General features: G+C 45.0%; 13 protein-coding genes. 6 read left to right on the top strand and 7 right to left on the bottom strand.

All coding sequences use genetic code 11. The features are described 5' to 3' along the window. Positions 1-31 precede the first annotated feature (31 nt). From FBF61_RS23275 to FBF61_RS23265, 3 genes are read right to left on the bottom strand one after another with little or no spacing between them, the layout of a single operon-like run. Positions 32-241 carry a hypothetical protein gene (locus FBF61_RS23275; RefSeq protein ID WP_138481937.1) on the bottom strand — a complete coding sequence of 70 codons (210 nt, stop codon included), beginning with the start codon at positions 239-241 and terminating at the stop codon, positions 32-34. A 47-nt stretch (positions 242-288) separates the two neighbouring features. After that, a complete protein-coding gene (locus FBF61_RS23270; RefSeq protein ID WP_138481935.1) occupies positions 289-1,803 on the bottom strand; it encodes a DUF1501 domain-containing protein in 1,515 nt (504 codons plus the stop codon). Between the two features lie 3 nt (positions 1,804-1,806). Continuing rightward, complete coding sequence (locus FBF61_RS23265) at positions 1,807-5,028, bottom strand: DUF1553 domain-containing protein (RefSeq protein ID WP_138481933.1); 3,222 nt, start codon at positions 5,026-5,028, stop codon at positions 1,807-1,809. A gap of 141 nt (positions 5,029-5,169) precedes the next feature. On the opposite strand from FBF61_RS23265, the gene FBF61_RS23260 reads away from it, so the two are divergent. The 5 genes from FBF61_RS23260 to FBF61_RS23240 all read left to right on the top strand — a co-directional run bounded on the left by FBF61_RS23260 (position 5,170) and on the right by FBF61_RS23240 (position 9,098). After that, on the top strand, positions 5,170-6,042 hold the full coding sequence (locus FBF61_RS23260; protein WP_138481931.1) for a helix-turn-helix domain-containing protein: 873 nt from the start codon (positions 5,170-5,172) through the stop codon (positions 6,040-6,042). Between the two features lie 108 nt (positions 6,043-6,150). Then, positions 6,151-7,194 carry an aldo/keto reductase gene (locus tag FBF61_RS23255; protein ID WP_138481929.1) on the top strand — a complete coding sequence of 348 codons (1,044 nt, stop codon included), beginning with the start codon at positions 6,151-6,153 and terminating at the stop codon, positions 7,192-7,194. Positions 7,195-7,206: 12 nt separating this feature from the next. After that, positions 7,207-7,896, top strand: a complete 690-nt coding sequence (locus tag FBF61_RS23250) for a HEAT repeat domain-containing protein (RefSeq protein WP_229215180.1) — start codon at positions 7,207-7,209, stop codon at positions 7,894-7,896. A gap of 246 nt (positions 7,897-8,142) precedes the next feature. Beyond that, the gene (locus FBF61_RS23245; RefSeq protein ID WP_138481927.1) at positions 8,143-8,643 is read left to right on the top strand and encodes a hypothetical protein; all 501 of its coding nucleotides are present in this window, start codon (positions 8,143-8,145) and stop codon (positions 8,641-8,643) included. Positions 8,644-8,732: 89 nt separating this feature from the next. Then, the gene (locus FBF61_RS23240) at positions 8,733-9,098 is read left to right on the top strand and encodes a hypothetical protein (protein WP_138481925.1); all 366 of its coding nucleotides are present in this window, start codon (positions 8,733-8,735) and stop codon (positions 9,096-9,098) included. Positions 9,099-9,673: 575 nt separating this feature from the next. Here FBF61_RS23240 and FBF61_RS23235 read toward each other — a convergent pair. Beyond that, a complete protein-coding gene (locus FBF61_RS23235; protein ID WP_138481923.1) occupies positions 9,674-10,210 on the bottom strand; it encodes a YfbU family protein in 537 nt (178 codons plus the stop codon). Positions 10,211-10,331: 121 nt separating this feature from the next. Between FBF61_RS23235 and FBF61_RS23230 the strand changes: the two genes are divergently transcribed. Further along, the gene (locus FBF61_RS23230; RefSeq protein WP_138481921.1) at positions 10,332-10,559 is read left to right on the top strand and encodes a hypothetical protein; all 228 of its coding nucleotides are present in this window, start codon (positions 10,332-10,334) and stop codon (positions 10,557-10,559) included. On the opposite strand, the gene FBF61_RS23225 is transcribed toward FBF61_RS23230, so the two are convergent. From FBF61_RS23225 to ade, 3 genes are all read right to left on the bottom strand, one after another. Next, positions 10,556-11,827 carry a replication-associated recombination protein A gene (locus tag FBF61_RS23225; protein ID WP_138481919.1) on the bottom strand — a complete coding sequence of 424 codons (1,272 nt, stop codon included), beginning with the start codon at positions 11,825-11,827 and terminating at the stop codon, positions 10,556-10,558. The genes FBF61_RS23230 and FBF61_RS23225 overlap by 4 nt on opposite strands. Positions 11,828-11,928: 101 nt before the next feature. Beyond that, positions 11,929-12,510, bottom strand: a complete 582-nt coding sequence (locus FBF61_RS23220) for an RNA polymerase sigma factor (protein WP_138481917.1) — start codon at positions 12,508-12,510, stop codon at positions 11,929-11,931. A 156-nt stretch (positions 12,511-12,666) separates the two neighbouring features. Continuing rightward, on the bottom strand, positions 12,667-14,298 hold the full coding sequence (gene ade / locus FBF61_RS23215) for an adenine deaminase (protein WP_138481915.1): 1,632 nt from the start codon (positions 14,296-14,298) through the stop codon (positions 12,667-12,669). Positions 14,299-14,483 lie beyond the last annotated feature (185 nt).

The raw sequence follows: 14,483 nt of genomic DNA, 5'->3' as shown, positions 1-14,483 counted from the left end.
CAACAAATATTAGGTAAAAAATATAAGCCAATTAAGGCTTATATGTAATAATTGTTTTTATCTCGAAATTCCCGTATTCCAAAAGTATTTCTTTCATTCTTGTTTCGGAAATACCAAGATTATGTGTGTAGTCCCTCCACGCCGTAACCGGTCGACCTTTTTTTGTTTCGGCAGGTAAATCGGGGTAAACATTTTTTATCCACCAGTCAAAGGCTTCCCGAATTGTTTCAAAGGTTTTCATTTTTCAAAGATAGACAAGGAGCTGGATTTTCAAGATCACGGCAATTCCTAACTCAAAATATCCTTAACCACATTACCATGAACATCCGTAAGCCGGAACCGGCGGCCCTGGAATTTGTAGGTAAGCCGCTCGTGGTCGACGCCCATTAAATGCATCAATGTCGCATGGAAATCGTGGACGTGAACCGGATCTTTGATGATGTTGTAACTGAAATCATCCGTTTCTCCATAACTGATTCCAGGCTTTACGCCAGCGCCAGCCATCCACATCGTAAAACAGCGCGGATGATGATCGCGTCCGTAGTCGTCGGCCGTGAGTTTGCCTTGAGAATAAACAGTCCTTCCAAATTCGCCTCCCCAGATCACCAAAGTATCGTCCAGTAGTCCGCGCCGTTTGAGATCCATGATCAGAGCTGCTGTGGCCTGATCGGTATTTTTACATTGCTGTGCTATTCCTTTCGGCAGGTCTCCGTGCTGGTCCCAGCCCTGGTGATAGAGCTGAACAAATTTCACATCCTTTTCCAGTAGTTTCCGCGCCAGTATACAATTGGCGGCATAACTACCGGAGTCACGGCTGTCGGGGCCGTAGAGTTCAAAAACCTCCTCCGGCTCGTCGGACGTGTCCATGACTTCCGGCACAGAAGTCTGCATCCGGAATGCCATTTCATATTGCGCAAGCCGGTTATCTACCTCAGGATCGCCGTAAGTATCGTTTTGCAAATGGTTCAGCTTGGAAAGATATTCCAGCATTTCCTTCCGGTCGTTTCCATCGTAACCATCCGGATTGTTGAGGAAAAGCACCGGGTCTTTTCCTGATCTGAACTGTACTCCCTGATGCCTGGATTCCAGAAAACCATTTCCCCACAGTCGGGCATACAGCGGCTGGTCTTTAGGTGCATTTTTGGATACCAATACAATGAAAGTGGGCAGGTTGTTATTGTCAGATCCCAGGCCATAGCTTACCCAGGAGCCAATAGACGGTCTGCCAGGCAGCTGGTTTCCGGTCTGAAAAAATGTAATGGCCGGATCGTGGTTGATTGCTTCCGAGTAAATGGATTTCACGATACAAAGATCGTCCACAACTTTGGCGGTATAGGGCAGCAGTTCACTTACCCAAGTATTGTTTTTGCCGTGCTGGTTGAATTTATAGATAGACGGTACCATCGGCAGTGCACTCTGATTGGCACTCATGCCTGTCAGTCTTTGTCCTTTGCGTACCGAATCCGGGAGGTTCTGGCCGGCGAGGTTGATCAGCTTTGGTTTATAATCAAACGTCTCAAACTGCGACGGACCGCCGCTCATAAACAAGTACACGACTCTTTTGGCTTTGTGGGCAATATGCGGCAGCGCTTTCAGGATATCTTCTTCCAGGGATGCGGCGGGAGAAGCAGCCGCGGGTTTAGATACCGATCCGTAAAGCCTGTCGATCCCGAACAGCGACCCCATTGCCAGGGCCCCCAGTCCAAGGGATGTTTTGGTCAAAAACCTGCGCCTGTCGAGTTTTTTATGAAGTTCATTGAATTCAGGCGTATGTAATCTGAACTCGTCGTCGTGATGGTGCATAGTTTATCTTTTCGTTAAAGTTGCGTCCGAATTAAGAATGGTGCTGGCCACAACACTGTTAGCGGCCACCAGTAAGAAGTCGAGTTTTTTGTCCAGGGCATATTGACCGGCGTTTAGCCAGCCCGCAGCTTTTGCCGGGTTTTTACGGAATTTATCCAGCTGGGTCTTTTGAAGGGAAATCAGTAAATCCACTTCTTTTTGCACCGGCATTCGTCCCGTTAGTTTCCTGTACGCAGTAACGATTGCCGTCTTTGAATCAGGAATTTTAGTCATCTGCTCACCCATCACTTTCATGGCTTCGGTGAAAGTAGGATCGTTAAGTGTGACCAGAGCCTGCAAAGGAGTGTTGGTTTTTTGTCTCCGTACGACACAGTAGCTTCGGGAGGTAGCATCAAAAGTCGAAAGGGTGGGGTTAGGAACAGACCTTTTCACAATAACATACAAGCTCCTGCGGTACACTGCATCACCAGAATCGGGGTTATAGTTGGTGTTGTTAATAGACCAAAGACCTTCTGGCTGATAAGGTTTTACACTTTTTCCGCCGATCTTTCTGTTAAGTAACCCGCTGGCGAACAATGCATTGTCACGGATCATTTCGGCAGTCATACGGTTCGAAGGGCCGTGTGCGTAAAAACGGTTTTCCGGATCTTTTTCACGGGCGTCTTTTGCCGCTCGCGAATCTTGCCGGTATGCAGCCGACATCACGATCAGCTTATTGAGGTTCTTAATATCCCAGCCCGATTCGATGAACGTTACTGCAAGCCAGTCCAGCAGCTCGGGATGGCTTGGCATCTCGCCCTGATTTCCGAAATCTTCGGTAGTCTTTACCAGTCCTGTTCCAAAGAAATTTTGCCAGAGCCGGTTTACTTCTACCCGGGCTGTCAGCGGATTATCCTTATTTGTAAGCCACTGCGCAAGGCCGTAGCGGTTTTTGGGCAGGGTTTTAGGAAAAGGCAAAATGGATGAAGGTGTATTGGGGAAAACCTTTTCACCCGGCGCATCATAATTTCCTCTCCCAAATATGTGGGCTTGTTTTGGCTTCGGCATTTCCTGCATGACCATCAGCTCCATGATGCCCTCTGTAGAGTCTGCCAATGTGGTGCGTGCCAGCTGCAATTCCATGCGGGATTTGATCATCTCCTTGTCGACCACCGACAAATAATAGGCTCTGAGTATATCGGTTTCTGCTTTTGAAAGTGAAGCCGGATTTTTGGAAACGACCTGGAGCCAGGAATTGGTGCCAGCCAGTAATTGAATTTCAAAAGGTGTAAGTTCCCGGTTGTAGACGACAATTTCATCTGCTTTACCATCTTTGAAACCAAGCCCGCGCCACCAGGCACCGATCTGCAGTCCCGGTTCGGTGGACGATGAAAAGAGGATATCTTTCGTAAGCTGATCCATCGTAGTTTCCATCTCCATTTCCTTGCCATTGAGATACAGCCTGAAACCACTGGCTTTGGAAGAACCGTCGTAAGTGATAGTGAAATGCGCCCACTTATCCCTCGGAATGCCTTTTTTTGTAATCCGCGTGATAGCATTGGAAGGAGCAGTATGCGCCATGTTCAGTTCCAGCCGGTCGTCTTTGAGATACAAATGATAGCCCCGGAAATTGTACAGCCGCTCGGCCTGGCTCTTGTGAAGGATTACTCCTTCTTTTAATGTTTTTGGGATAAATACTTGAATACCAATGCTGAACGGTTCCGATTTTCGGAAAATCCCGGTCTGGCCCAGATCCAGAAAAACATCGCCGCCGAATAACATATTCTTTCCGGTTGGGCGGTTTTCGAAAACTGGTTTACCTCCGGGTTGCCCTGATTCCCTTTTCATTACACCAACCTGCTTAGGGTTGATAGTATTTTTAAGAGTTTCATTGTCAAAAGAATACCATGCAGTTAATCCTGTTTTTGGCATCTTTTCCTTAGCAAGATTTTTATAGCCGCCCGAACTCAGCCATTGTTCAAAGCCCAACTCCGATTTAGTCCGGGTCTGTATGATCGTTTCTTCCTGTTTTTTGATCTTTGAATTGATAAAAAGCAGCATTTTTTCCTGCTCGGCGGTTGGCAGCATGAGCGTAGGCGTGGGAACTGCATCGTTCCACGAAATCTGGCCGGCCTCTTTTACATTATTAAAAAAGCTGAAAAGCTCGTAATAATTCTTTTGAGAAATGGGATCGTATTTATGGTCGTGACATTTGGCGCAGGCTACCGAAAGCCCCAGAAAAGCATCTCCGAAGGTATTGGTTCTGTCCACTACATATTCGGCCTGAAATTCCTCCTCAATCACTCCACCTTCCATATTTTGCTGGTGATTTCGGTTGAAGGCAGTTGCTATTATCATGTCTTTGGTTGGCTTGGGCATCAGATCCCCAGCCAGCTGCCAGTGAATAAACTGGTCGTAATGCATGTTTTTATTGAATGCACCGATCACCCAGTCGCGGTAGGGTGACATATCCCGCAGCCTGTCCACAGTATAGCCGTGCGAATCGGCGAAGCGTGCGAGATCGAGCCAATCAACGGCCATTTTTTCACCGTAATGAGGAGAAGCCAGCAAACGGTCCACCTGCTTTTCGTATGCATTGGGTGACTGGTCTTTAACAAAAGCATCTGTCTCTGCGAGGGTAGGCGCGAGGCCCGTGAGATCGAGGGAAAGGCGGCGCAGCAATATCTCTTTATCAGCCTGGGGAGAGGGGACTAGTTTTTCTTCTTCAAGCTTTTTCAGAATAAAATGATCAATCGGGTTAACCGTCCAGTCTGCTTTTTTTACCTCTGGCACTTCGTGTTTTTCAGGTTTTACGAATGCCCAATGTGGTTTGTACTCGGCCCCATCCTCAATCCATTTGATCAACACCGCTTTTTCTTTTGCTGAAAGGCTCAAATGCGAGTTTGTGGTAGGCATCACATATTCAGGATCGGTTGAAATGATCCTGTGAAAGAATTCACTGTTCGAGAGGTTGCCGGGCTTGATGGCCACTTTGCCCGGATTTTCGGGGAGGCTGGCAAAAGCAGCTTCCGCATGGTCGAGCCGCAACCCGGCTTTTTGCTTGGCCTTGTCGGGCCCGTGGCAGGCAAAGCACTTATCCGAAAGAATAGGTTTGACATGCTGATTATAGTCCAGCTTTTCGGGCAGGTCTTTCATCGCCACTTCCACATCCTCAGGCAGTTCGGGAGAACATGACATCAGTAAAGAAAGAATGGCGAAGCATAATATGCATAGGTGTGTTCGCATGGATATCGAGATAAATATTTTATATAACAAAATTATAATGTTAAAAATTATTTAAATTGTACAAAGTAGGCGATCATTTGAACAAATCCGTCTTTTTCTGGATTGTCCGCGGCAGAGTTATACTATTAAAACAGGCAAAAAATGAATATCAAGTTTGTAAAAACTACATTTTCGCTTCTCAATGCCGATTATGTTCGGTTGAACAAAAGTTGGAATTATAAAAATATCCTGAGCCCTTTTTATCGTCTTTATCTGATTGATGGCGGGCACGGAAACCTTACAAATTTGGATGGATCAGTCACTCTAGAAAGTGGCTACCTATATCTAATCCCCAGTTTTACGCTTTGTAACTACGATTGTTCGGGATTCCTGGGGCAATATTATATCCAGTTCATTGAAGAATCCTGGTCCGGTTCCTCCCTGTTTTTGCATAACCGTAAAATATTTAAGGTAAAAGCTCGGGAGGCCGACTTCCAAATTTTCAGACAGCTTCTGAGTTTGAACCCGAACAGGGGACTTGTTAAAAATGACCCGGCTGACTACGAAAAAAGTGTTGTTTTGCATGGGTTTCAGGAGTTGAATAATCTGCTCCCCCTGGCGTCCTATATCGAGACAAAGGGTATTATCCTGCAGTTGGTCGCACGTTTCCTGAATTCGGAAGAATTCAGGATTGGGGAAAAAAGTAACTTTCCGCCCAGGGTTCAGCAGGCTGTGGATTATATCGAATCTCATTTTCATCTCAATATCACGGTTGAAGAGCTCGCAGAACGAGCCAGCCAAAGTCCGGATTATTTTTCGCGTCAGTTCAATGTCCATACCGGCGAGCGGCCGCTTTCCTATCTTCAGTTCAAACGTATTGAGCACGCCCAGTTCCTGATGGTTCAGTCGGAACTTTCATTCAATGAAATTGCCCTGAAAACAGGTTTTGAAAGCCTTTCATATTTTTCAAGGATTTTTAAACAAAGGACCGGACAGACACCGAGTGAGTACAAAAAGAAAAATAAAATTGTGTGAACCAAAAGGAGTGAGCAAGCGGCTCGTTGCAGATATCCATCGGATCATTTATTTTACATGTCTTGCAAATTGTAATATCTTCAAAAAAACATAACGCTGAAATTAAAAATGGAATACAGACAATTAGGTGCATCCGGTTTAAAAGTACCGGTGCTGAGTTTTGGGACCGGCACGTTTGGTGGGGGCGGTAATTTTTTCAAGGCGTGGGGCAACACGCAGGCCGATGAAGCATCCCGTCTGGTACATCTTTGCCTGGAAGCTGGTTTGACGCTTTTTGACACAGCGGATGTTTATTCGCAGGGCATGGCGGAAGAAATTTTGGGGAAAGCCATAATCGGTTTGCGAAACCGGATCCTGCTCTCAACAAAGGCTACCTTCCGGATGGGCGACGGCCCTAATGACTTCGGGTCTTCCAGATTTCGGTTGATCAAATCTTGTGAAGACAGCCTGAGACGCTTGAAAACGGACTATATCGATATCTACCACATGCACGGTTTTGACGGAAATACGCCTGTCGAAGAAACGCTGAGTGCGCTGAATGACCTGGTACAGAGCGGCAAGATCCGGTACATTGCATGCTCCAATTTTTCGGGCTGGCATCTGATGAAATCACTTTCAGTTTCGGAAAGATATGGCTGGTCCAGATACATCGCGCATCAGGCACATTATTCATTGCTGAGCCGGGAGTTTGAATGGGAACTGATGCCACTGGCATTGGACCAAAACGTGGGCACAATCGTGTGGAGCCCTTTATCTGCCGGGCGTCTCGGCGGAAAGTATCGTAGAGGCCAGCCTATTCCGGAGGACAGCCGCATTGCCCAGGGAGGTGGTGAGGGGCCGGAGGCTCCGCAGGATTTTTTCTATAGTTTAATTGATGCTTTGGATGAAGTGGCAGCCGAAACAGGAAAAACTGTGGCGCAGGTTGCGCTGAACTGGGTTCTGCAGCGACCTACAGTCAGCAATGTTGTGATTGGTGCCCGAAACGAGGAGCAGTTGAAACAGAACCTCGGGGCAGTCGGCTGGAACCTCACCCTGAGCCAGGTAAAGAAACTGGATGCTGCCAGCGACAGACCCCCGGTTTACCCTTACTGGCATCAGCGTAAGAACCTGGCATTAAATCCGCTGCCTGATTTTTATGGAAAGTTAAAATAAAAGGCAGTTTTCATGGGTTTTTATGATTTATCCGAAGGCGAGAGAACTGATCTGGTTGCACAGATCCGCGCAGATATCAAGCGGGAACTGATTTCAGGCGACCGGGAAAAGACCTTTTTCTATTTTAGTGACGAAGATACTTATGTCAGAAAGTCCGCATATCTGGCTGTCGGAAGGATATATAAGCAGGAGCCTGATCTTGCTGAAAAGATTTTCGGGCTTTTTAAGGATTTTTTGGAAGATCAGGATTTTAAAGTGAGGCAAACGGTCATTAATGCGGCGGGAGAAATAGGTAAAACTGATTTCGGACTGGTTGGAAATTTGTTCAAAATAGCATTATTTGATCCCCATTATTCGGTGAGGAATGCGGTGATCGGTTCAGTGAAAAAAATGGGGGAAGTCAATCCAAAACCGGTTTTGGCCTGGGCAGAGCAGTTCCTTGACCATCCTGATAAAGAAATAAGGAGGGAAATATGTCATGGAATAGAACTCAGGGGCAGAAAACATCCACAGGATGTACTGCCTTTGTTGAAAAAGCTCCAGTTTGATAAGCAGTCCAGGGTACGGCAAACTTTGGTACATGTTTGGGGCAGATCGCTTATAAAAAAGGTTGTCTGGAAATTGTTGTGGCGGATTTCCAAACCTGGGAAAATAAAGAAATTGTCCGGGATGCGCTGGACGAGATCATCGATGTACATCTGAGGTATGCCCATTTTTCAGCACTTACGCAAGAAGAGGCAAGATCGTACATTGAAAACAATTTGACTTGGGGCGAAAAAGTACTAAGGCCGGGCTGGCCGACACGCCGAAAGTAACTTTGATTGCAATGAATTCGACAATGTGTTACTATTATTTATAATATTTGTTGTAATGGAAATATGAAATGCCGTTCTGTATATTTGTGGACAGTAAAATGTTATAGCCACCCCAACGTTAACAAAAAATTCTATGGCAGGAAGAAGAGGCAAAAAGTCCAAATTTAAAAAGTACCTTGTTCCCGTACTGAAATGGCTGAGTGCCATTATTCCGGTCTGCGGCTTCATTTACATTCTTTATTACTACAAACAATTAGATTTCCTGAATAAAAAGCCGCTGGTGACTTCGAAAACCGAAGTTGTGAATCCCTCGGATTCTCTGGCCAATGTGGCGGATTACAACAAAGAGAAGTTGCTGAACAGTATCAAAATACTTGAAAATGAGTGGCATTCGGTTGGTGGGATTGCGATACACAGTATGACTATTGAGAATGGGTCCAGCAGTAACATCAAAAATGTGGAGGTGGAATTTAAATATCTTTCCGCGACGCAGTCGGTGGTTACTTCCAAAGTTGTGACGATCAAATCGGCTTTGCCGCCTAAAAAATCTACAAAAGTTTCCGGAATCAGTGTGGGGTATGTCAACAACTCAGTTGTTGGTTGTGATATTAAGGTGGTTAATGTGGGATTATAGGTTCTGCTGAAAGTCATTTTATCCGGATATGATCAGGCATGGTTTTAGTTCTTGACAGTACTAGTCAAGGATTAAAACCATTTTCATTTATGTTGGATCAGGAAACGCTGAAGCATCATTTGTACAGCATACAGGAGTTTTTATTTCAATACGAAGGGATCGATAAAAAACCGAAGTTCGTGGAGGATCAAAAGGTTTTTATTGAAGTGCTCAAAAAGTTTGCGAAGGAAAAAGGATTGGATTTTATCTGCGCTGAATTCAACGATCCTAACATTACTTTTGAAGATACACTGCAAAGATGGAACCCGATACTGAACTTTATCATTACCGACGCGCTGGCCGAGATGGAACCCGACAGAAAGCACAAACTTTTCCTCAAAAAGGTCTCTGACATGACGGGTTATGAATACAGCCGCTACCTGGATTATTTGAAAGGGGATATGAAAATAAAATAATTCGCTGGAATTGGAGGTTGTGGTACGGTTATTTAGAGAGCCACAGAAATTGCATGTTTTACAGTTGTAACCTTCGGAAATCATGAACAACCTGTTTCAAATCATCTATACTTTAACTCCGTATATTTTTGCTGCTGTTTTAATAATATCGGCAATATCAGGTGTGTGGTTGATCGCCCAGCTGAACAGGAAACCTCATTACACCGAACGTTTTTCCTGGAGGGAGCATTTGTTACCGAAGCGTAAATCGATTGCGAGATTCCGTAACATTCCGCTTCATTAAGAATAAAATTGACAGGTTGGTATCAACAAAAAACATCCCAGAAACAAAGTGTCCGGGATGTCTGATTTTACTCAACGTTATGAGAACCATTTTTGTCTGGTTTTCAGTCACAAATATAACCATTTCTTAATTCAAAAAAGTTCTTTTTTTATTAACATTAATATTTTTTAATGGAATAGTGCGACTTAGCTGGGAATGCGATCTTTTTTTATCGATTTCTGTTCCGTAATATTTGATTTTCAGTACAAACCAGAACGATTTTTGATGTATCCAAAATTCCTGAACCGCATACTTACTCCTGCGATATCAGGCTTACCTCATCAATAAACCTTTGTAAATCGGCCGCTGTATAGGTTTCTCTTTTCAATTTTTCAAACTCTGAGTAAACCGAGAGCATACGGTTATATTTGAGCATGCAACTGGTGTTGTGCGATTTCAATTCCCGGCCCTTGTATTCGGGGTGTTCGTCCATGCGGTCGACAAGATAGGACATCATGTAGTAATACATGCCGCTGTCCTGGTCAAATCCTTCAAATTCTAGGGACGAGATGTTGAGGGCGTCTTTCTCTTCGTCATTCATTAACCGGATGGACTCATTGATGCGGCTATACATCTTCATGATATTCGAGATCTCCTCATACACACTGATAGGAACCTCTTCATAAAGTGTGTTGAAAACTTTTGGATACAGACCTGTGTACCCTTTTTCTAAAATCTCAATACTTCTTTCGCTTTTTTCTTTATCCTTTTCATCACCCAGCAGTGATAGAATTTTACACTGGTTAATGAGCATTTGTCTCTCGATCAAGGATATACTTTCAGGGATCATGTTGTGGGGTATGATTTTTTCAGCAATTTAATTATTCTTCCTTATTTTTGTTAAAATGAAGCATTCAGAGTCGCAACCGAATTCCTCAGGTACATTAACACAGTCCCAAAAAGCTCAACACATGGATAATATATCTGTATCGTCGGACGAATATGCCGATTTTGGATTGCAACCAGCTTCCGAGCGGGATGAAAAAAAGCTTGCAAATATTCTTAGTGAGAAAGAGACCGCGGAAAACCTGGACAAGTTGGCAAAAAACATTTCCAACGACTGGAAAAAAGCCGGCAAACCGGATCTTTCATTCGCAGCTTTTGAGAAAAAGCTAAATAAAGCCAAAAAGCAGGATTAATATCCATACCAGTCTCCCCACCACCCCTGAAGTTTCTTTCTGATCTCCTCTTCCCGCGCATTCCGGCCGGGCTCGAAAAGCTTTTTGCCTTTAAGCTCATCAGGTAAAAAATCCTGTCTGGCAAAATTTCCCTCGAAATCATGTGAGTATTTGTAGTCCTTGCCATATCCGATCTGCTTCATCAGTTTGGTAGGCGCATTGCGTAAATGCAGCGGCACCGGTAAATGAGCTGTGTTTTTAGCGGCCTCTATAGCATCGGCAATAGCCAGATAGCTCGCATTGCTCTTGGGCGAAGTGGCCAGGTATATGGCTACCTGTGACAGAATGATCCGGCATTCGGGATAGCCGATCACATTCACTGCCTGCATGCATGCATTCGCCATGATCATTGCTGTCGGGTTCGCATTGCCAATGTCCTCGGAAGCCATAATGAGCATCCTGCGTGCAATAAATGCGGGATCTTCGCCGGCAACGATCATGCGCGCCATCCAGTAAACCGCCCCGTTTGGGTCGCTTCCGCGCAAAGATTTGATGAACGCGGAAATGATATCATAATGCTGCTCGCCGGATTTGTCGTAACGTGCTATGTTTTGTTGCGCAACCTCGGTGACCCATTCGTCGGTAATTTCAATTTCGGTGGCTTCACCTTTGCCGAGGACAACCAGTTCAAGCAGGTTAAGCAGTTTGCGGCCATCGCCTCCGGAAAGACGCAGCAGTGCGTCGTATGAGGTGAATTTGATGTTCTTGTCTTTTAGCCACTGGTCTTTTTCCAGCGCCCGGGCGATCAGATTTTTTAGTTCTTTTTCTCCGAATGCTTCCAGGATGTAAACTTGGCAGCGGGATAAAAGGGCTGAATTGATTTCGAAAGAAGGATTTTCTGTGGTCGCACCGATGAGCGTCACCTGACCTTTTTCCACTGCTCCCAGTAATGAATCCTGCTGGCTTTTATTGTATCTGTGAATCTCGTCTATAAAAAGAATCGCAGGAAACAATCCCGACGGCCTCGCCAAAACTTCCCGCAAATCCTTCACACCGGAGCTGATTGCGCTGAGATTGTAGAATTGTCTTTTGGTTGTTTCAGCTATGAGCAATGCAAGGGTGGTTTTGCCTACGCCCGGAGGTCCCCAGAAAATCATGGAAGGGATGGTATTCTGCAGAATAGCCCTTCTCAGCGGACCGTTGGGGCCTAAAAGCTTTTCCTGACCTACAAAATCATCAAGTGTGCGGGGGCGGAGACGTTCGGCAAGCGGTGTATTGATCGGCGTCATTGAAGGTAAAGGTGATTTTTGATTTGATGATTCTTCTATACAATGGAACAAAAAAAGCGCGACGAAGTTCGCCGCGCTGTAAGTATGCCTTATCGCCTGGTTTAGAAAGTCAGTCTTTCCAGGGTCATTTGTTTTTTCAGGTTGCCCAATGCACCGAACACCAGATTGTACACCGACTGAATATTGATTTTCATCAGGTCAGCGATTTCGTGGTTATTCAGGTTCATGTAAAATTTCAGGAAAATAGCTTCACGCTGGCGGCGGGGAAGTCCGTTGATAGCTACATTCAGGTGCTGATTGGTGGACTCAAATTCTTCTTCAGAGATCAGGTGGTTTTCGTGCGAAGGCGTGTTGATATGCCAGTATTCAACCGGAATATCCTCGTTGCTTGTGTGCTTCTGCTGCGCGTTCAAATGTCTCACCAACTTTCTTTTGATAGATGCCATAAGATAAAACCGAACGGAAGTGGTATCACCCAGCGTCATTCGATTTCTCCATAACTCTACAAATAAATCGTGAATGCAATCTTTGATCAGGGGTTTGTCAATTGTAAACTGAGAACAGTACTGATAAAGAATGTGAACATAAGAGCGGTACAGGCATGCATAAGCATTTTCATCGCCTTTTCTGAACTGATCCCAAAAACAGAGTTCTTCTTCTTGCTTGTAGCGTAAATGAGCCATTGTTTGGAAAGGATTTTGATTGGGGTTAGGAATGGAATATAATAAGGGTCATTATTACACTTGTAAATATATTTATAAAAAAACATATTAAAAAAATATTTTCAGGATAAAATTATATTTCAAAGTTTAAAGATACTATCCTGATCACTATGTAACCTACTCGATTATATTAGATACAAACCTGAAATTTTTCCCATCAAACAGCCCTCTGTCGCTCAATTTCAATGATGGGATGACTAGTAACGCCATAAAAGACAATGTCATATACGGCGATTTTAATGTTGATTTTAACTCCTGCTTTACAAACCGGTCCATGTCGGTATAGGCCTGAGCAACAGTATAACCGTCAAGATCGCTCATCAGGCCACCGATAGGGAGGGAAAGTATGTGTTTTTTATTTTTTGATACCACCGAAATGCCTCCCTTCGCTTCAATGACGAGATTTACCGCATCGCAGATACTTGCATCATCGCAGCCCACGCAGATGATATTGTGAGAGTCGTGGGCGACCGAAGAAGCGATTGCTCCTTCCTGTAATCCAAAGTTCTTGATAAAAGCGATAGCAGGAGCTGTGTTCTGATACCGATTCACGACGGTAATTTTCAGAATATCACGTGACACGTCCGACTGAAAACCTGCTGCATCCGGTAGCTCGGCAATCAGCTCATTCGTGATCAGCTGTCCTTCAAGCGCCTCAATAACTCGTATCTTTACGGGGCCGCTTTTTCCCGGGCTGAAAACAAATTCCGAAGTGGTTTTTGCGGCACAGTCGAATTTGTTGATCTGTTCGCTTCTCAGGTCTGGTAAAAGGGAAACACCGTTTTGAGCCACCAGCTCACCGTTGAGATAAGTTTCTAAAACATTAAAATCCGTCAGGTTATCAATCAGGATGAAGTCAGCTGGATCGTTTATGCGTAGCAAACCCACCGGCAGGCCATAGTGCAGTACGGGGTTCACGCAGGCTGCGGCGAGAACGTCCCATAGGTCATAATCAAGTTGCAGGGCGCGTTTCACAAGCACATTGATATGCCCATCGACCAGATTGTCGGGATGCTTGTCGTCGGAACAAAACATGATCCGGTCAGGAAATTCCGAGATCAGCGGAATAAGGGCTTCGAAGTTGCGCGCAGCACTTCCTTCGCGGATCAGGATTTTAACACCATAGTCTATTTTTTCCCTTGCTTCCTCGTATGTGAAACATTCGTGGTCGGTAGTGATTCCCAACGAAGCATATTTTTGAGCCTCTTTGCCCCGAAGGCCGGGTGCGTGGCCGTCTATTACCTTATTATGTTGTTTAGCCAGGTTTATTTTGGCGATCATATCGGGATCTTCATGCAGCACTCCTGGAAAATTCATGACCTCCGCCAGGTAACCGATATCGTCGTTGGCAAGCAAAGCACCTACCTGACCGGCATCTATTGTTGCGCCGGCAGTTTCGAAGATGGTAGCGGGAACGCAGGAAGGAGCCCCGAAACAAAATTTGAAAGGAACTCTTTTACCGTCTTTAATCATGAATTCAACGCCCTCCACACCCACCACATTGGCAATTTCGTGCGGGTCGGAAACCGTGGCCACCGTGCCGTGCACCACGGCGAGCCGGGCAAACTGCGCAGGTGTAAGCATGGAGCTTTCTATATGTACATGTGCATCGGTGAAACCCGGCAGTATATATGGAAGTGATGCATTTTCAGGGCCGGTAATTTCGATATTTCTGATCAATCCGTCGGTGCTGACCAACTCGGCTTCCCGGACCGTTTTATCAAAAATATTTACAAAATTGGCTCTCATGAAGGGTTAGGGAACAGTCTGGTTCTAAAATGCATTCCAATATATGTGATTTTCGGGCTTTGCAGTAGTGTTTTTATCAGTATTAACAAAAAAGTAACTTGCAGAGAGCGGATTTTCCTGCATTTCTGTCTATAGAGGGTAACTGACCGGGGTTATTTCCGGATATCCTGAAATTGCTCTACTAA

The organism is Dyadobacter bucti (assembly GCF_005869225.1).
In the GTDB taxonomy this organism is placed as follows: domain Bacteria; phylum Bacteroidota; class Bacteroidia; order Cytophagales; family Spirosomataceae; genus Dyadobacter; species Dyadobacter bucti.
The sequence above is the reverse complement of the archived record's forward strand: the minus strand, read 5'-3'. Positions and strand labels throughout refer to the sequence as shown.